This is a genomic window from Terribium retamae (assembly GCF_022347545.1).
GTDB lineage: Bacteria > Pseudomonadota > Alphaproteobacteria > Rhizobiales > Rhizobiaceae > Mesorhizobium > Mesorhizobium retamae.
The window spans coordinates 207556-225474 of the sequence record NZ_JAKREW010000002.1 but is presented as its reverse complement, the minus strand read 5'-3'; the positions used below and the strand labels follow the sequence as shown (position 1 = coordinate 225474).

Below are 17919 nucleotides of genomic sequence, written 5' to 3'. Positions count from 1 at the left end.
TTGATCGCGATCCGGAAAGGACCAGATTATCCTTATGTTCGAACGTGTTCTGTCTTTTCTGAAAGAATTGCCCACTGCCGGCGCGCGTCCCCATGCAAGGGCGGATGATCCGCGCGTCGCGGCAGCAGCTTTGCTCTATCACGTCATGAGTGCCGACGGCGTGCGTCAGGATGTCGAGTGGGAGCGCTTCAAGGTGATCCTGGCCGAGACCTACTCCGTCGAAGGCCAGGAACTGGAAGCGCTCGCGGAAGCCGGCGAAAAGGCCGATGGTGAAGCCATCGACCTCTATGCCTTCACAAGCGTTCTCAAGCGGCATCTCGATTCCGATGCGCGCAAAGCCTTTATCGGGCTGATGTGGGAAATCGTCTACGCAGACGGCGAACTGCACGAACTCGAAGACAATACCGTCTGGCGCGTGGCGGAACTGCTCGATGTCGAACGTGTCGACCGGGTCTCTGCTCGGCGTAAGGCCGCGGCCGAGGTTCCGGAAGCCAAAGGCCGCGCGAACGACGAATGAGCAGGGCCGCATTGTCGTGATATCAGGTAAGCGGCCCCAAATCCTGATCGTCCTGCATCAGGAGAACTCCAGCCCTGGCCGTGTCGGTCATATGCTGATCGAGGCAGGCTACGATCTGGATGTACGCCGGCCACCACTTGGCGATCCGCTTCCACAAACGCTCAGCAATCATGCGGGTGCCGTCGTCTTCGGCGGTCCGATGAGCGCCAACGATCATCACGAGGAATTCATCCGACGCGAAACGGATTGGCTGGCGGTGCCGCTCAAGGAGGACAAGCCGCTGCTGGGCATCTGTCTGGGTGCGCAGATGCTGGTCAATCATCTCGGCGGCAAGGTCAATGGGCATCATGAAGGGCTGGTTGAAATCGGCTGGTATCCGCTGCACGCCACTGAGGAAGGCAAGAAGCTGATGCACTGGCCGGAGATGGTCTATCATTTCCACCGCGAGGGTTTTTCACTGCCGAGGGACGCAACGCTGCTTGCGACCTCCGACACTTATCCCAACCAGGCCTTTCGCTATGGCGACAAGGCTTGGGGCATCCAGTTCCACGGCGAACTCACCCGCATGATGATGCATCGCTGGGTGGTGCATGGCGCGCACCGCTTCGAACTGCCCGGTGCCCAACCCGGCCGCGATCATCTTGGCGGCCGGCTGATCTGGGACATGCATCTCAAGCGTTGGCTTGGCGAGTTCCTAGAGACGATCTTCGGCCGTCCCATCGTCCGGTAAGTACCGCACAGACTATTCGCGCTTGTCGAGGCGCCGCACCTTGCGCAGATCCGGGAAAAGCCCAGCCCAGATGCCTGCGACCAAAATCGCACCCACGCCACCGATAACCACCGCCGGCACCGTGCCGATCAATGCCGCCATCGTGCCGGCGCGGAATTCACCGACTTCGTTCGACGCCCCGACGAAAACCTGGTTGACGGCGTTGACGCGACCGCGAACCTCATCCGGCGTCCACAGCTGGATCAGCGTCTCGCGAATGTAGACGCTAACCATGTCGGTTGCGCCGAGCAGCGCAAGCGCGAGAATGGAAAGCCAGGTGATGGTGGATGCGCCGAACAGGATCGTCGAAGCCCCGAACGCCGCAACGAAGAAAAGCATTACGGCACCGGCATGGTCACGGAGTGGATGGCCGGCCAGCCAGACCGCCACGCAAAGTGCACCGATGCCCGGCGCCGAACGCAGCAGTCCGAGCCCCCATGGGCCGAGGTCGAGGATGTCGCGCGCGTAGACGGGCAGCAGTGCCGTCGCGCCGGAAAGCAGCACCGCAACCAGATCGAGCGAAATCGCCCCCAGCACGACTTTCTCCCGCCAGATATAGTGGAAGCCAGCGAACAGGCTTTCCAGGCTGGGTTTGTCGGTCTCGCTGCGCTGGGCGGGTTTCGGAATGCCGAGAATCAGCAGAAGTGCGAAGAGCATCAACAGACCAGCTGTGCCATAGGCAGCTTCGGACGAAAGGCCGTAGAGCAGGCCACCAGCCACCGGACCGACGATGGTGGCAGTCTGCCAGGCCGACGAGTTCCAGGCGATGGCGTTGGCGAAATCCTGCTGCGGCACGAGGTTGGCAACCAAAGAGGCCGAAGCAGGACCGAAGAAGGCGCGAGCAATGCCGAACAGAACAAGCACGGCAAAGACCGGCAGCGGCGAATAAAGCCCGTGCCAGGTCAAAAGCAGCAGAACCACTGCGCAAATAGCTTCCATCAGCGTTGCCAGTGCCATGATCCTGCGGCGACCAAAGCGGTCGGCGACGACGCCGGTGACCAGGACCAAGAGCAGCGAGGGCAGGAACTGCACGATACCGACCAGGCCAAGGTCGAATGGGTCGCGGGTGAGGTCGTAGATCTGCCAGCCGACCGCCACGGAAACAACCTGCGTGGCGAAGGTCATGAGGAAACGTGCGGCCCAATAGTTACGGAAGGCCGCATGGCGGAAGGCAGCATAACGCTGATCCGGAGACGGTCGAGATTCGGTGGACATGGAATTCAGCCCTTGGCGATTGATACAGGCCGGCGGGGCTCTTCCACCATGGGCGCTGTTCCGGTGGGCGAGCTATAGCCCAATTTGCCGCCCTGCGCGCGCATAAATTTCGCGACGCATCCTGCAGCGATGAGCCTTCCGTAACCGCTCAGCGCCAGCGAGACGCCAACCGAGCCCGACCATATGTTATCGAGCTAGCTTCTCGGCCTCAGGCCCGAAACGATCAGCTTGTAATATTGCAGGGCGAAGTCGGCCGCACGGGTTTTGCCATCCGGCCGGAACCAGCGCACCATCCAGTTCATCAATGAAAGCACTGCGCGGGCAGCGGTTGCGACATCGTCCACGGCAAAGGCACCGCTGGCCTTGCCGTCGGCAAGCAGTGTGCGCAGCAGCTGCTCGTAGCGATCGCGCAGCGCCAGCTGCTGTTCCGTCCAGTGGTTCTTTTCGATGCCGCCGAAGCCGTGCAGCATGACGACGAAAGCGGCGTGATTGGCTTCCAGGAATTCGGCCTGAGCCCGCATGAATGCCTTCAGCTTTTCCGGCGGGCTCTCCGCCAGATTTACCTCCGTACCGACAGCGACATATTGTCGTTCCAGAAGGTCCACCATCATCTCGTCGAAGATGTCCTTCTTCGTTGGGAAGTAGTGATAGACCGCCGCTTTCGTGACACCCACGGCCTGCGCGACATCGTTCAGCGAGGCGCCTTCGAAACCGTGCGCGGCAAACAGCTTTGCCGCAGCATCCAGGATGGTTGCACGCGGCGCCGGCATCCTCGGCGGGCGACCGACCGGAGCTTTCGCTGTCTTGACCTGATCGGACCGTTGACGAGGCATGGCCCAAGTTTTATTACCGGCCAGCCGGTTTGTAAATATCAACTGTACCGCCTGCGCAATTGGGAAGAGGTGCGATCATGGCTGAAGCAGCGTCATCCGAGAACAAGGTGAGTGTTGAACATCGCGGCGGCGTCGCGATCGTCGCGATCGACAACCCGCCGGTGAACGCCCTGTCGTTCTCAGTGCGAAAGCCGCTGCATGACGCGCTTGTCCGCCTGCGCGACGACGCAGCAACGGCTGCCATCGTTGTCACCTGCGCCGGCCGCACCTTCATCGCCGGCGCTGACATCACCGAATTCGGCAAGCCGATGCAGGATCCGGATCTGCGCGCCTTGATCGCGCTTTTGGAGACGATCGAAAAGCCAACGGTCGCTGCAATTCACGGCACGGCTTTGGGCGGCGGACTGGAGCTGGCGCTCGGATGTCATTTCCGGGTCGCCGACAAGGCGGCAAAGCTCGGCTTGCCTGAAGTGAAGCTCGGCCTGCTGCCCGGCGCCGGTGGCACAGTGCGTCTGCCGGCTTTAATCGGCCCGCTGATGGCCTTGGATATGATCTCATCCGGCACGCCGATTGCGGCCTCCGAGGCACTGGAAGCAGGCCTCGTCGATGCGCTCGCTACCGATGGCCTGGTTGCCGATGCTGCGGCTTTCGCTGCGGTCAAAGCCGCGGAAGGCGGACCGTTCAGCTCCGTGCGTCTCCGGCGTGACAAGATTGAAGCTGTCGATGGCGAACAGCTGGAGGCAAGGATAAAGGCTATCGTCGGCAAAGCCAAAGGTTTGCGGGCGCCCGTCGCCTGCACGGAAGCGGTACGCAACGCAGTGCTGCTGCCGTTCGATGAAGCCCTGGCTGCGGAACGCACGCTGTTCGTCGAGCTGGTCGCCTCGGATCAATCGAAGGCGCAGCGGCACCTGTTCTTTGCCGAACGCGAAGCCGCCAAGGTGGAAGGCGTCGACAAGTCGGTGAAGCCGCGGCCGATCCACCGGGTCGGCATCATCGGTGCCGGCACCATGGGCGGCGGCATCGCCATGGCCTTCGCCAATGGCGGCATTCCAGTCACACTGGTCGAGGCGGCAGAAGATGCGTTGCAGCGCGGGCTTGAGCGCATCGAGAAGAACTATGCAATCTCGGTTTCACGCGGCTCGCTGAGCGAGGCTGCCAAGGCAGAGCGCATGGCGCGCCTCTCCGGCACCACCGACTACGCGTCGCTGGCAGAATGTGACCTCATCATCGAAGCGGTGTTCGAGGACATGGTGGTCAAGAAAGGGGTGCTAGCAGCCATCGACAAGGTGGCGAAGCCGGGCGCGATCATCGCCACCAACACGTCCTACCTCGATGTCAATGCGCTGGCTGCCTCGGTCAGCCGGCCGCAGGATTTCGCCGGCATGCATTTCTTTTCGCCGGCCAATATCATGAAGCTGCTGGAGATCGTGCGCGGCAGGGAAACGGCGCCGGATGTGCTGGTGACGCTGCTGTCCCTCGCCCGCACCGTCGGCAAAGTGCCGGTGGTGGTCGGCGTCTGCCATGGCTTCGTCGGCAACCGCATGCTGACGGCGCGTGGTGCCGATGTCGAAGCCCTGCTCCTGGAGGGCGCCAGCCCTGCGGATGTCGACAAGGCATTCACCGATTTCGGCTGGCCGATGGGTCCTTTCCAGATGTGGGACCTCGCCGGGCTGGACATCAGCTGGCGCAACCGCAAGGCGCTGGGCAAGACCGCGCTTATCGCCGACTGGCTGTGCGAGCAGGGGCGCTTCGGCCAGAAGACCGGCCGTGGTTTCTACCTCTATGCCGATGGACGAACGGCGCAGTCTGATCCGGAGCTGGCCAGCCATATTGCCGATGAAGCGAAGCGACTGGGCATTGCGCCGCGTGCGATTTCAGCCGAAGAGATCATCGATCGCACGCTCTACCCATTGATCAACGAAGGATCGCGCATCCTTGAAGAAGGCATTGCCGCGCGCGAATCCGACGTCGATCTTGTCTGGGTCAATGGCTATGGTTTCCCGATTGGCAAAGGCGGGCCGATGTTCTGGGCGCGTCAGAAAGGGCTCGCGACGATCGTCGAGCGTCTGGCATACTGGCACCAGAAGACCGGCAAAGACGTGTTCCACCCGTCGGAATGGCTGAAGGCAAAGGCTTCGGAAGGGTAATCGGAATTCCGTTGGTGGAGCTGAGGGGGATCGAACCCCTGACCTCGTCATTGCGAACGACGCGCTCTCCCAGCTGAGCTACAGCCCCGTCCAGCGGATGGGGCATTTATGGGGCGAGGCGCTGCACTGTCAAGCGAGGTTTTGGGGCGCTAACCCGCCGTTGCCGCGGCGATATGGCCCTCGATCTTCGAAGCCGTTGCCAAGGTTTGGCTAGATAAGGTTTTCGAGACGTGAGCCGGAGCTGGAAATTCCGGAAATCGGCCATAAGCTCGCCCGGCTCTTGCCGCATCAATGCGCAATGGCTAAATGTCGGCAACACTTGGAGACCTGCATGATCGCCCTCATTCAAACCGTCGTTCTGGCGCTTGACCTCTATTGGTGGATCATCATCGCATCGGCCGTCTTTTCCTGGCTCTACGCCTTCAATGTCGTCAACCCACGCAATCAGGTCGTTGGCACGATCGGCAATGCGCTCTTCCGGCTGACCGAACCGGCACTCCGGCCCATTCGTCGTATCCTGCCAGACCTCGGCGGTATCGACATCTCGCCGATCATCCTTTTGCTGATCCTGTTCTTCCTGCGCCAGTTCATCCTCACGACCGTTGCTCCAGCACTCGTGTGAGTGCAGCCATGGGCGCAATCTTTCGCCTGCGCCCGGGCGGCATCGATCTTTTCGTACGATTGACGCCGAAAGCGGCGTCGGATGCGCTGTATGGTGTCGAGACGGCTGCCGACGGCCGTTGTTATCTCAAAGCCCGTGTCCGTGCCGTTCCGGAAAAGGGCGCTGCCAACGCTGCCCTGGAAAAGCTTGTTGGCAAGGCGCTCGCCGTGCCGGCCTCATCCGTGGCGGTCGTGACCGGCGGCACGGCCCGGCTGAAGACGTTGCGTGTGACCGGCGATCCGGCCGAGCTTGCGCAGAAGGCGTCGAGCTTGGCGGCATAGGCGCTGCCGGTGTTTGACGATAAGGTGCGGCATCCGTCAGCCGGAGGTCGTCATGCGCAGCATTCTCATACCCCTTCTTCTCGCCTCTTTCTGCGGCGATGCATCGGCAGGCGAAATCTCCAGCGCTTACACCGACCTCGTCACAGACAAGGATTGCCTGACCTATGCGAAGGCCGGTGAAAACGATGGAGACTGGGCCGACCTCTCCTGCTCGGGCTATCGCGGTTATCCGGTACTGCTGACCTATGACGACGCGCGCGAGTCGGTATTCTATGGTTTTCCGCCTGTAGACATGACGACCAGCTGGGAGAGCTTCGTCGGCTTCAACAGCGCCGGGCCGAAGGTGGAATGGCGGGTGGAGACAAGCGGGGATGTCTCGGTTCCGTTTGCAGCCATCCATCGGCGCTCCGTCAGCAGCGGCGACGACGGCACGAAAAAGACCGATGTGCTGGTGGTGGCGAAGGTCGCCCAGATGGAGGGCCGCCAAGGTTGTACGGTAGCCCTCGTGGCCGCCGGCAGTCCCAACGCCAATGAGGAAGCCCGCAAGATAGCCGATGAAAAAGTGCGCGCCTTCACCTGCGGCAAGGACAAGCGCATCACTGTCGGAGACGTCCCGGCCTTTGGCCGAGTCGACAATTGAAAGTGCCGGCTGGCCCGCTGGCCGCCGGCACCTCAAACTCAAAAGCGCTGCTTACTTCTTGGCTGCCTTGGCGCGTTCGATCGCTTCGACGATCATCTTCTTGGCATAGGCGGCATCGTGCCAGCCGCCGATCTTCACCCATTTGCCGGGTTCGAGATCCTTGTAGTGCTCGAAGAAATGTTCGATCTGCTTGAGGGTGATCTCCGGCATGTCTGTGTAGTCGAACACCTTCTCGTAGCGCTTGGTGATGTGCGACGACGGCACCGCGATCACTTTTTCGTCCTGTCCGGCATTGTCTTCCATGATCAGAACGCCGATCGGGCGCACATTGATGACGCAGCCCGGCACCAGTTCGCGCGTGTTGCAAACCAGCACGTCGATCGGGTCGCCGTCGCCCGAAAGCGTGTGCGGCACGAAGCCGTAATTGCCGGGATAGCGCATCGGCGTGTAGAGGAAGCGGTCGACGAACAGCGTGCCGGCTTCCTTATCCATCTCGTATTTGATCGGCTCGCCGCCGACGGCGACTTCGATGATGACGTTGACGTCTTCCGGCGGATTCTTGCCGATGGATATCGCCTCGATACGCATGGATTACCCTCTCTTTGGCGCTGTCCTGAGCAGGTATTTATCGTCAAGACACGCTGGATGGACTGGCTTGCCGAAAACCACACGCGTTTCGGGCGCATGGTTTCTTCAATCGCGCCCCGAATAACCGGCGAAACGGCTTTGTGCAATGCGGCAATGCGTGCCTAGGGGGACGACCGAAGGCTGTGCCGACAGGATCAATCCCAGACGAAAGCGACTTTCTTCAGCGCTTTCTGCTCGAAGATCTCGACACCTTCGGCGACATCCCGGCCGCCCTCGCCAGCATAGAATGCGAGTGCGTTCTGGTTCTCTTCCAATGCCCATACCACGAGCCCGCTGAGGCCATGGTCGGCGAGTTTGCGGCGTGCGGCCGAAAACAGCCTGCGGCCGAGGCCGATGCCCTGGTATTCGGGACGCAGGTAAAGCTCGTAGATTTCGCCCTGCTGGCGCAACTCGCGGGCCCGGTTGCGGCCGACCGTCGCGTAGCCCGCGATTGTCCCGCCGATCTCCACCACCAGCACCGTGGCCGAGCGGCGAATGGCATTGGCCCACCAGTCGGAACCGCGACGGTTGATCATCGCGGTCAACGTTTTGTGCGGGATGATGCCGCTATAGGCGCCGCGCCAGGCCTCGAGATGGACATCAGCAATCGCAGCCCCGTCGCGCGGCTCTGCCCCTCGGATGTCGATGGTCAACGTGTTCATGGTTTGTTAACCATAGACCCGGTTGCAGGGCTTGCAAAGAGTCTGACTCGATTTCGCACAAGCGAAAAATGCCGAGCCATGGCAAAGGGCGAGAACGACCCAGAGCAGATCCAGTGGATGCGTAGCGGCTTCCGCCCGGATTTGTGTCATCACAAAGGGTTAGAGCGTTTCCGCGTTTCCGTGGAAAACAGAAATGTTCGAATGGGCATTGCGGGTTTTCAGCTTCGGTGCGCTCCGCACCAGGTTTTGATTTTGCGCCGGTCGTCACACAAAAACCGTTGCGCAGCACGACATGTCAGATCTCGACGAGATGGTCGTCTAGTTCGTTGACATCGCTTTCCTCGACCGGGAAATGTTCTGCCAGCACAGCACCGACGGTGCCGATGGCATTGACGAAACCGTCGGCCAGGCGATCGTCGCCGGCATGACGGGTAAGGTCGCGTACCACGCCGTCCCAGACATGCTGGCCAACCTTGGCATCGATACCGCTGTCGGCAACCACCTCGGCATAACGTTCGGCGATCGAGACGAAGATCAGCACGCCGGTCCGCGCAGCGGTGCGATGCACGTTACGGGCAAGGAATTGCTTCATCGCATTGGCGTGCGCGGCCTTGTAGCGCTGGCGGCGTGGCACGAAATGGATGCGCAGCCGCGGCGCCAGCCACAAAAGGATGAACAGGCTGATCGCAGCCACTGCCTGTACGATGAGGAAATGCGGCAGGCGCACGGTCAGCCACAGTGCCTCCAGCACATAGGCGAAGGCGATGCTGACGGCCAAAGAGGCAAGCGTTGCCGTAAAGGCGGCCTGGAAGAAGTAGCCGTCGCTCGAGCGTGCCACCACGCAGTAGATCTCGCCGCCGGTGCTTTGTTCCGCGTCGCGGATCGCCTCCGTAACGCGCTCATGGTCGGCCTGGGTGAGCGTGCGTGTCGTCATCGTCACCAACTCCCCGAGGAACCGCCGCCGCCTGACGAACCGCCGCCACCTGAAAAACCGCCACCGCCCGACGACCATCCGCCCCCACCGCCGGACCAGCCCCCGCCGCCTGACGACCATCCGCCGCCGTCGCCGGATGAGCGCCTGTTGGTGTCGAAGGTCATGCCCAGCCAGCGGTAGCGGCCCGGGCCGATCTTGGTGCCGAAGATCGGCGGCAGGATCGCCATGGCAAAGCCGCCGAAGAACAGGACTGCCCAGATGGTGATGAACAGCGCGAACATCAGCTGTTCGGCGTCGTATTCGCTGAAACTGTTCTGCTGGTGGCGCTTGCCGCGCGCTTCAAGTTCTTCCGGATTGCCTTCCAGCACCATGATCATGTCATCGACAGCCTTGGTGATGCCACCGGCGAAGTCGCCGCCGCGAAAGGCCGGCACCATGTCGTTCTCAATGATCAGCTTGGTGTGCAGATCGGTCAGCGTGCCCTCGAGCCCGTAGCCGACCTCGATGCGCATCTTGCGGTCGTTCTTGGCGACGAGCAGCAGCACGCCGTTGTTGTCGCTGGCCTGGCCAAGCCTCCAGGCCCGGAAAAGCCGGTTGGCATAGGGTTCGATCTCCTCGCCGCCAAGACTGTCGATGGTCGCAACGACGATCTGGTCCGATCCCTTCTTCTCGAAATCGGCGAGTTTCTGCTCGAGAGCCGCCTTCGTTGCCGGGTCGATCATGCCGGCATTGTCGACGACGCGACCGGTCAAGGCCGGCAGGTCTTGGGCCAATGCCATGCCGGCAAGCAGCACGGCGAAGAGGGCGGCCAGCAGCGACTTTGCCGCAACAACCCACGGCGCAGCCTGGATATCAAGCGCGGGCAAACGGCGAGATAGCGGGAGAAGACGCAAGGTTCGGCCCGTCCAGCTCAGGAAGGGTGGCGCTTAGCCACCCTGTCCCGTGGTGGTCTTGTTGGTGCCGAAATCGACCTTCGGCGTTTGCATCTTGTCCTCGGCGATGGTGAAGTTCTGGAACGGCTCGTTGGAACGGAACCAGAAGGTCGCCCAAAGCACTGATGGGAAGGTCCTGAGGGTCAGATTGTAGTCCTTGACCGCCTGGATGTAGTCACGGCGCGCCACGGCAATACGGTTTTCGGTACCTTCGAGTTGAGCCTGCAAGGCGATGAAGTTCTGATTGGCCTTGAGGTCGGGATAGTTTTCGGTGATGGCAAGAAGCCGTGACAATGCGCTGGTCAGGCCTGATTGGCTGTCCTGGAACTTCTTGAATGCTTCCGGGTCCTGGAGCGTCTCGGGCGTTACCGTCACCTGTGTGGCCTTAGCACGCGCTTCGACCACGGCATCCAGCGTGTCCTTCTCATGAGCGGCGTAACCCTTCACCGTCTCGACGAGGTTCGGAATGAGATCCGCGCGACGCTGATATTGGTTCAGCACCTCACTCCAGGCTGCCTTGGCGTTTTCTTCCGCCGTCGGAATGGTGTTGTAGCCGCAAGCAGACAACAGCGGCAGCAGAAGTGCCATCACAAGGAAAGCTGGCAGGTTGCGGGGAAGCGAAGACAGGCGCTGGGCGTACATGAGCGGTCCCTCGTTTGCTCGATAGCGAAGCAATACCATAAAGATCGCTGGAGAAAACGCCTTTGCGCGAACCCTCGCCGAAGGGCGGCGTGGTGCAGCTTCGTCATCAACGAGGCCCTGTAACCGCAATGAGGATCAGTTTAGGATCGGCGAAAAGAGGAAGAATTCATGGCAGGCCATGCCGACAGGGACAGCGAGCACGAATCGCGCCGCATCCTAGACCGGATCGCGCGCGAGACCGAGCCCGGTGGCTTGCCGTCCGATCGGCACGGGGATGACCAGGGTGACTTCGATCCGATTGAATATTGGGGTACGCGCATCGGCCGCGTGCTCGGCCTCGTCCTGGCGATCGCGATGATGATCGCCGTCGGTTATTACATCGCCCGCCATCTATAGGACCATCATGAGCACCAGCCAGTCCGAGGCGCCGCGCGCCGTCATCGTCGTGTCCAGCCATGTCGCCCGCGGTTCGGTGGGCAACCGCGCGGCCGTTTTCGCCTTGGAAACGCTCGGCTTCCCGGTCTGGGCGGTGCCGACCGTGATCCTGCCCTGGCATCCCGGGCACGGCCGCGCGACAAGGATCGTTCCGCCTGCGGAACAGTTTGCGGCGCTGATGGCCGATCTGGCACGCGCGCCCTGGCTCGGCGAGGTCGGTGCTGTCCTTTCCGGATATCTCGGAGAGGCGAGCCAGGCGGATGCGATTGCCGACCTGGTTGGCGCGGTGAAAGCCAGGAATCCCGGTGCGCTCTATGTTTGCGATCCGGTGATGGGCGATTCCGGCGGGCTCTATGTGCCGGAGGCGACCGCCAAGGCTTTACGCGACCGGCTGATGCCCTTGGCCGACATCGCAACGCCGAACCGCTATGAACTCGCCTGGATGGCAGGCGCCGACCTGCCGGATTTGAAATCGACCACCGCGGCCGCGCTGGACGCCGGTCCGGCAACCATGCTTGTGACGTCCGCGCCTGCGATGATGTCAGGCAGCACCGGCAATCTCCTGCTCGATTCCAGCCAGGTGCTGCTGGCTGAACACCGCCTGATCGATAGGCCGCCCAATGGTCTCGGCGACCTCACCGGGGCGGTCTTCCTGGCGCGCACGCTTTCCGGCCAGCCACCGGCCAAGGCGCTGCAGTCGACCACGGCGGCAGTCTATGAAATCCTTGCCCGCACGGCAAAACGCGGTGGTGACGAGCTGCAGCTTGAAACCGACGCGCAAAGCCTGTCGCAGCCGATGGCCATGGTGCAGATGCGCCATCTCACCCATCCAAGCCGAGGTCGCACGGCGTGACGGGCAACAACGCAGCCAGCGTTACCCTGGCTGGGGTCGATGGCTGCAAGGCTGGCTGGATCGCGGTGCGGCAGGACCCAGGCGGATATCCGAGCGTCGCTGTTTACGCCGCTTTCCAGGATATCGTCGCGGCCTTGCCATCGGATGCCATCGTGGCGGTCGACATGCCGATCGGCCTGCCGGCGGTTTCGGCCAGAGGCGGGCGCGGACCCGAGGCCTTGGTGCGCCCGCTGCTTGGAGAGCGACAATCCAGTGTTTTCGCGATCCCGTCCCGCGCGGCTGTCTATGCCGACACGGCGGCGTTCAGCACCGTGGAGGCCTGGTATGAAGCGCATCGGCATGCGAGCGCCGTCGCTGCAACCACATCCAACCCGCCGCGTGGCGTTTCCATCCAGGCCTTCGGCATCTTTGCCAAGATCCGCGAGATCGATGAATTGCTGACCGCACGGCCGGATCTGCGCGACCGCATCTTCGAATCGCATCCGGAAGTGGCATTCTGGCGCCTCAACGGCGGCCATGCGATGACCTTCCCAAAGAAGATCAAGGGTGTGGTCAACCCGGCCGGCATGGAAGAGCGGCGTGCTCTGCTCGCGCGCCAGGGTTACGAACGCGCCTTTCTCGACCAGACGCCGTCGAAGGGTGCGGCTGCGGATGATTTCCTCGATGCAGCCGCCATGCTCCTCATCGCCGGCCGGATCGCGCGGGGCGAAGCGGTTCCTTATCCAAATCCGCCGCTGATCGATGGACTGGGCATTCCGGTTGCGATCCACGTTTGATCCGGTGCGATCGGAAGGTGATGGCAAGCGGCGGTTCAAACCATTGCAGAGCGATCATCGGGACCTTTATCGCAGACCATGCGAAGAAGCTGGTTCCCTTCATGCTTGAGCGTCGCGGTGTTTCCGAGGACAGGTGTCTGCAATGTCGTATTCCTCCTACATAATTTGCGCAACACCCCGCTCCGGCAGCACGCTTTTGTGCAGCATGCTGACCGAGACGGGCGTGGCCGGCTGCCCCCATTCCTATTTCCGGCAGCAAGATATCGCGGAGTGGGCACAGGATTGGGGTGTGGCACCGCAACAAGCTTCCGATGATGTGCAATTCGACAGGGCTTATGTCGCCGCGATGCGGCGAGCCGGTGCGAATGAGACCGGCATCTTCGGCCTTCGCCTTATGTGGGTCAGCGTTTCTGAAGCTTCGCGGCGACTGGATAACATTGCCGGCGGCAAGGCAGATGTCGCCGCAAGACTGGAAGAGACCTTCGGAAAGACACTCTACATCTATCTCTCTCGCGTCGATAAGGTTGCCCAGGCCGTTTCGTTGATCCGTGCCCAGCAAAGTGGCCTCTGGCACATGGGCAGCGATGGCTCGGTTCTCGAAGGTGGCGAAGTCCTGCAGCCGATCGCCTATGATGCCGATCGTATCCGGCAGGTCTTGAAGGAGTTGGAAGAAGACGACGCTTCTTGGACTGACTTCTTCCAATCACGCGCCATCGAGCCGCTGCGCCTTACCTATGAGACAATGTCTGCCAACCCTCGGCTTGACCTGGCGAATGTTTTGTCAGCGCTTGGCAGAGACCCGCAGATCGCCAATGCCACCACGATCAGGACGGCAAAACTGGCCGACGGGACAAGCGGTGATTGGGTGGCACGCTACAGGGAAGAGTCGCTGCAATCCCTTTGAGCGGGGATCGACGGATAGCTTGTGCCATCCGGCCATGACGATTTCCAATTGATCGCAGCCCGGTTTTGCCGTTAGTGCATGCGCGGCTCAAGTGAGCCGCTGCCGTCCAGCCTGGAAAGGTCACTGCCGCCAGATGCCGCATCTCCCAGAACATCTCCTCACCGGCTATCGCAACTTCATCACCGGCCGCTATGTGGCCGAGGCTGACCACTATAGGTCACTGGCGCGAGAGGGCCAGGCTCCGGAGACGATGATCGTAGCCTGTTGCGATTCGAGAGCGGCGCCCGAAGTGATCTTCAATGCCGGCCCCGGCGAACTGTTCGTGCTGCGCAACGTCGCCAATCTGGTACCGCCCTACGCCCCGGATGGCGAGTATCATTCGACCTCGGCAGCTCTCGAATTCGCGGTGCAGAGCCTGAAGGTCAAGAATATCGTCGTCATGGGCCATGGGCGCTGCGGCGGCATTCGCGCCGCGCTCGACACAAACTCGGCTCCGCTTTCTCCGGGCGATTTCATCGGCAAGTGGATGAGCCTGATCGCGCCCGCTGCCGAAGCGGTCTCGGCTTCGACCATGATGACGACTGGCGAACGGCAGACGGCGCTGGAGCGCATCTCCATCCGGTACTCCATTGCCAATCTGCGCACTTTCCCCTGCGTCAAGATTCTCGAGGGGAAGGGAAAGCTCACCTTGCACGGCGCCTGGTTCGACATCTCCACCGGTGAATTGTGGGCGATGAACAACGAAACCGGCGACTTCGAGCGGCCGGACGTCAGCTGAAGATAACAACCTTCACTTCTTCTCCATACAGGCTTAGGTTGTATGGGGGAGGTATCGCGTTGTGCCTGTTGTCGGCTCGTCGAAACTCTATGCGGTGATCATTTTCGCCCTGACGCTGGATTCTGCGCGGGCTGAGGACCATGCTGTCATTGGTCGCTGGTATTCCGCACTGCTGGTGGCTGACCGCGGCAGTCTTTCCGACATGCTGGCCGATGATGCCCGCATCCGGCTGCAGGATGTCGATACCGAACAGAACAAGCAGCAGTTCCTTGCTTCGATGGACGAATGGAAGGGCGCGGTGGCTGGCGCCAACATCCGGCATCGCATCGAGAGTGCCGACAATGGCCTAGTCACCGTGGTGGTCTGTTACGACTTTCCCGGCAACGATCTTATGACAAGAGAGGTTTTCGCACTGACCGACGAACGCATCACTGCATCCTCGCAAGCGACCATCGCGGAAAATTGCGACGGCTTCTAGCAAATCTGCGCAGGGCTCTTCATCGCTGGCTATCCAGTGCCGGTCGGCAGGACTTATCGTTGCACCGACGGTCCCGTCGGCATACATCGGGAAGATATTGCCGTTCTGCCTTCCTCACTGAAAGTCCCGCCATGTCCGTATCCGATCTCGCCACCCATCCCTTGACCGACTGGCAGGGGCCGCTCGGTCTCCCCGATTTCACCAAGATCGGAGACGGCGACTTCGGGCCGGTGTTCGACGCGGCGCTGAAGGCGCATGAAGCGGAGATCGAGGTCATTACGGCGAACGCGGAACAGGCCACCGTCGAAAACACCCTGCAGGCGTTGGAGCTTGCCGGGGAAGCGCTGGACCGCGTCTCGTCGATTTTCTGGTGCCGGGCGGGTGCGCATACCAATGACACGATCCAGGCCATGGAACGCGAAGTCGCGCCGAAGATGTCGCGGCATTTCTCCGCGATCTCGATGAACGAGAAGCTCTTCGCCCGCATCGACGATCTCTACCGGCGGCGCGATAGCCTGAAGCTCGATGCCGAGACGTTGCGCGTGCTGGAGCGGACCTGGAAAGGTTTTGTCCGGTCCGGTGCCAAGCTAGACGCCGACGGCAAGAAGCGGCTTGCCGCGATCAACGAACAATTGTCCTCGCTCGGCACCAGCTTCGGCCAGAACGTCCTGGCCGATGAGCGCGAATGGGCGTTGTTTCTCGACGAGGGCGACCTCGCCGGCCTTCCCGATTTCCTGAAAAGCGCGATGGCGGAAGCCGCCGAGGCGCGCGGCCAGAAAGGCCGTTACGCTGTGACGCTGTCGCGCTCAATCTACGAGCCCTTCACCACCTTCTCCGAGCGACGCGACCTGCGCGAAGCCGCATGGCGCGCCTTCACCCAGCGCGGCCAGAACGGCGGAGCGAGTGACAACACTGCCGTGGTGCGCGACATGCTCCAGCTGCGCGCCGAGAAGGCAAAGCTCCTGGGCTATGACTCGTTTGCCGCGCTGAAGCTCGACGACACCATGGCCAAGACGCCGAAGGCCGTGCACGATCTGCTCGATCCGGTGTGGGAAAAGGCGCTGGAGAAGGCAGCAAGCGACCAGAAGGAGCTCGAGCGGCTGGCGACTGCAGCCGGCAGCAACGAAAAATTCGCCGCCTGGGACTGGCGCTTCTACCAGGAGAAGCTGCGCGCCGAGAAGTTCGCCTTCGATGAGGCGGAGCTGAAACCCTATCTGCAGCTCGACCACGTCATTGCGGCCTGTTTCGACGTGGCGACGAAGCTGTTCGGCCTCACCTTCGAAGAAAAGAAGGGCATCGCTGGCTGGCACCCGGATGCACGCGTTTTCCTGGTGAAGAATGCCGACGGGTCGGAGCGTGCCCTGTTCCTGGCCGACTATTTCGCGAGGTCGTCGAAGCGTTCCGGCGCCTGGATGAGCGCGCTGCAATCCGGCTATAAGCTGGGCAAGGGCGCGAAGCCGATCATCTACAACATCATGAATTTCGCCAAGCCGCCGGCCGGCGAAGCAGCCTTGCTGTCGGTGGACGAGGCCAAGACGCTGTTCCACGAATTCGGTCACGCGTTGCACGGCATGCTGACCGATGTCACATGGCCGTCGGTGTCGGGCACCTCGGTCAGCCGCGACTTCGTCGAGCTGCCCTCCCAGCTTTACGAGCATTGGCTGACGGTGCCGGCCGTGCTGGAGAAGCATGCGCTGCATGTGAAGACCGGCAAGCCGATGCCGAAAGAGCTGCTCGACAAGATGCTGGCGGCGCGCACCTTCGGCGCCGGCTTCGCGACCGTCGAATTCACCGCCTCGGCACTGGTCGACATGGCTTATCACGCGCGTCCGGACGCGCCTGCGGAGCCACTGACCTTCGAGGCGGAGACACTCGAGAAGCTTTCGATGCCGGACACGATCGCCATGCGCCATCGCACCCCACATTTCAGCCACGTCTTCGCAGGCGATGGCTATTCGGCCGGCTATTATTCCTACATGTGGTCGGAGGTGCTAGACGCCGATGCCTTCTCGGCTTTCGAGGAAACCGGCGATCCGTTCAATCCGGCGCTGGCAAAAAAGCTGCGTGAGAACATCTATGCCGCCGGCGGCTCGAAGGATCCGGAAGAGCTCTATACGGCTTTCCGCGGCAAGATGCCGACGGCGGACGCCATGATGGTGAAGCGCGGGCTGGTTTAAGCCTGGTCTTATCCTCTCCGCCGGCGAGAGGACAAACCGCTAACTTTTCAGACTTGCGCCGATCAACAGATCGGCTTGTTTGGCAACCGACTGCGACGGGCCGCCCGGGCCGAAGATCTGGCTCGAGATATAGGCGCCTTCGATAAGAAGCAGCAGGCCGTCGCCCAGCGTGCTGGGGTCGGCCGCGCCCATCGCCTTGGCCATGGCGCGCAGGCGGCGGCGCAGCTCGCGTTTGTTTTCCTCGCTCACCGCGCGTGCGGGATGGCCGGGCTCGGGATATTCGACCGCTGCGTTGGTCATGCCGCAGCCACGGTAGCCCGGCTTTTGCGAGCGCTTGCCGACGCGGGTCAGGAAAGCAATGATCTGCGCGCGCGCATCGCCAGGATGCGTCGCGACCGCTTCGTCGAAACGCGCCCAGAAGTCGATATCGTATTTGCGCAGGTAGGAAGCGGCCAGTTCGTCCTTTGACGAGAAGGAGCGGTAGAGGCTCGGCTTGGTAACGCCAGCCTTCTTCACGATCTCGTCGACGCCGATCGCCCGGATGCCTTCGCGGTAGAAAAGCTCATGTGCGACGCCAAGGATCTTCTCGGCAGCAGGAGGCAGAGCCGTGTCTCGCGAAACGCTGGGTTCAATATTTTTGTCAGCAGGCATGAGGTGT

At 61.8% G+C, this 17919-nt stretch carries 21 protein-coding genes and 1 tRNA gene; 13 read left to right on the top strand and 9 right to left on the bottom strand.

Annotated elements, in window-relative coordinates; translation table 11 throughout:
• The first annotated feature begins 34 nt into the window (after positions 1-34).
• Positions 35-517 carry a tellurite resistance TerB family protein gene (locus L4923_RS04545; RefSeq protein WP_239362369.1) on the top strand — a complete coding sequence of 161 codons (483 nt, stop codon included), beginning with the start codon at positions 35-37 and terminating at the stop codon, positions 515-517.
• A 16-nt stretch (positions 518-533) separates the two neighbouring features.
• Entirely contained in the window at positions 534-1247 is a 714-nt protein-coding gene (locus L4923_RS04540; RefSeq protein WP_239362368.1) for a glutamine amidotransferase, read from the top strand.
• A 12-nt stretch (positions 1248-1259) separates the two neighbouring features.
• Here the strand turns inward: L4923_RS04540 and L4923_RS04535 are convergent, their stop codons facing one another.
• Positions 1260-2501, bottom strand: a complete 1242-nt coding sequence (locus L4923_RS04535) for an MFS transporter (RefSeq protein ID WP_239362367.1) — start codon at positions 2499-2501, stop codon at positions 1260-1262.
• 194 nt (positions 2502-2695) lie between these two features.
• Positions 2696-3334 (bottom strand): TetR/AcrR family transcriptional regulator, encoded by a 639-nt coding sequence (locus L4923_RS04530; RefSeq protein ID WP_239362366.1) that lies wholly within the window; start codon positions 3332-3334, stop codon positions 2696-2698.
• A 77-nt stretch (positions 3335-3411) separates the two neighbouring features.
• Between L4923_RS04530 and L4923_RS04525 the strand changes: the two genes are divergently transcribed.
• Positions 3412-5481 (top strand): 3-hydroxyacyl-CoA dehydrogenase NAD-binding domain-containing protein, encoded by a 2070-nt coding sequence (locus tag L4923_RS04525; RefSeq protein ID WP_239362364.1) that lies wholly within the window; start codon positions 3412-3414, stop codon positions 5479-5481.
• A 12-nt stretch (positions 5482-5493) separates the two neighbouring features.
• Here the strand turns inward: L4923_RS04525 and L4923_RS04520 are convergent.
• Positions 5494-5569 (bottom strand) — tRNA-Ala (locus L4923_RS04520).
• Between the two features lie 243 nt (positions 5570-5812).
• Between L4923_RS04520 and L4923_RS04515 the strand changes: the two genes are divergently transcribed.
• The 3 genes from L4923_RS04515 to L4923_RS04505 are packed head-to-tail and all read left to right on the top strand — an operon-like array spanning position 5813 to position 7063.
• Positions 5813-6103, top strand: a complete 291-nt coding sequence (locus tag L4923_RS04515) for a YggT family protein (protein ID WP_239362362.1) — start codon at positions 5813-5815, stop codon at positions 6101-6103.
• An 8-nt stretch (positions 6104-6111) separates the two neighbouring features.
• Positions 6112-6423 (top strand): DUF167 family protein, encoded by a 312-nt coding sequence (locus tag L4923_RS04510; RefSeq protein ID WP_239362361.1) that lies wholly within the window; start codon positions 6112-6114, stop codon positions 6421-6423.
• A 52-nt stretch (positions 6424-6475) separates the two neighbouring features.
• A complete protein-coding gene (locus tag L4923_RS04505) occupies positions 6476-7063 on the top strand; it encodes a hypothetical protein (RefSeq protein ID WP_239362360.1) in 588 nt (195 codons plus the stop codon).
• Between the two features lie 51 nt (positions 7064-7114).
• On the opposite strand, the gene ppa is transcribed toward L4923_RS04505, so the two are convergent.
• The 5 genes from ppa to L4923_RS04480 all read right to left on the bottom strand — a co-directional run bounded on the left by ppa (position 7115) and on the right by L4923_RS04480 (position 10860).
• Positions 7115-7651 (bottom strand): inorganic diphosphatase, encoded by a 537-nt coding sequence (gene ppa / locus L4923_RS04500; RefSeq protein ID WP_054310325.1) that lies wholly within the window; start codon positions 7649-7651, stop codon positions 7115-7117.
• A 194-nt stretch (positions 7652-7845) separates the two neighbouring features.
• Positions 7846-8352 (bottom strand): GNAT family N-acetyltransferase, encoded by a 507-nt coding sequence (locus L4923_RS04495; protein ID WP_239362359.1) that lies wholly within the window; start codon positions 8350-8352, stop codon positions 7846-7848.
• A 295-nt stretch (positions 8353-8647) separates the two neighbouring features.
• On the bottom strand, positions 8648-9286 hold the full coding sequence (locus tag L4923_RS04490) for a TPM domain-containing protein (protein WP_239362358.1): 639 nt from the start codon (positions 9284-9286) through the stop codon (positions 8648-8650).
• Between the two features lie 2 nt (positions 9287-9288).
• Entirely contained in the window at positions 9289-10101 is an 813-nt protein-coding gene (locus L4923_RS04485; protein ID WP_239362481.1) for a TPM domain-containing protein, read from the bottom strand.
• A 111-nt stretch (positions 10102-10212) separates the two neighbouring features.
• Positions 10213-10860, bottom strand: coding sequence for a LemA family protein (locus L4923_RS04480; protein ID WP_239362357.1), 648 nt, complete (start codon positions 10858-10860; stop codon positions 10213-10215).
• Between the two features lie 168 nt (positions 10861-11028).
• Here L4923_RS04480 and L4923_RS04475 point away from each other — a divergent pair, with 168 nt between their 5' ends.
• The 7 genes from L4923_RS04475 to L4923_RS04445 all read left to right on the top strand — a co-directional run bounded on the left by L4923_RS04475 (position 11029) and on the right by L4923_RS04445 (position 17261).
• The gene (locus tag L4923_RS04475) at positions 11029-11256 is read left to right on the top strand and encodes a hypothetical protein (protein ID WP_239362356.1); all 228 of its coding nucleotides are present in this window, start codon (positions 11029-11031) and stop codon (positions 11254-11256) included.
• Between the two features lie 7 nt (positions 11257-11263).
• A complete protein-coding gene (gene pdxY, locus L4923_RS04470; protein WP_239362355.1) occupies positions 11264-12148 on the top strand; it encodes a pyridoxal kinase PdxY in 885 nt (294 codons plus the stop codon).
• Positions 12145-12924 carry a DUF429 domain-containing protein gene (locus L4923_RS04465; protein WP_239362353.1) on the top strand — a complete coding sequence of 260 codons (780 nt, stop codon included), beginning with the start codon at positions 12145-12147 and terminating at the stop codon, positions 12922-12924. The genes pdxY and L4923_RS04465 overlap by 4 nt, the downstream gene beginning before the upstream one ends.
• Before the next feature lie 142 nt (positions 12925-13066).
• Positions 13067-13828, top strand: a complete 762-nt coding sequence (locus L4923_RS04460; protein ID WP_275448247.1) for a Stf0 family sulfotransferase — start codon at positions 13067-13069, stop codon at positions 13826-13828.
• 133 nt (positions 13829-13961) lie between these two features.
• Complete coding sequence (locus L4923_RS04455; RefSeq protein ID WP_239362348.1) at positions 13962-14606, top strand: carbonic anhydrase; 645 nt, start codon at positions 13962-13964, stop codon at positions 14604-14606.
• Positions 14607-14667: 61 nt separating this feature from the next.
• A complete protein-coding gene (locus L4923_RS04450; RefSeq protein ID WP_239362346.1) occupies positions 14668-15084 on the top strand; it encodes a nuclear transport factor 2 family protein in 417 nt (138 codons plus the stop codon).
• A gap of 131 nt (positions 15085-15215) precedes the next feature.
• A complete protein-coding gene (locus L4923_RS04445; RefSeq protein WP_239362344.1) occupies positions 15216-17261 on the top strand; it encodes a M3 family metallopeptidase in 2046 nt (681 codons plus the stop codon).
• 39 nt (positions 17262-17300) lie between these two features.
• Here the strand turns inward: L4923_RS04445 and L4923_RS04440 are convergent, their stop codons facing one another.
• Positions 17301-17912, bottom strand: a complete 612-nt coding sequence (locus L4923_RS04440) for a TetR/AcrR family transcriptional regulator (RefSeq protein WP_239362341.1) — start codon at positions 17910-17912, stop codon at positions 17301-17303.
• Positions 17913-17919 lie beyond the last annotated feature (7 nt).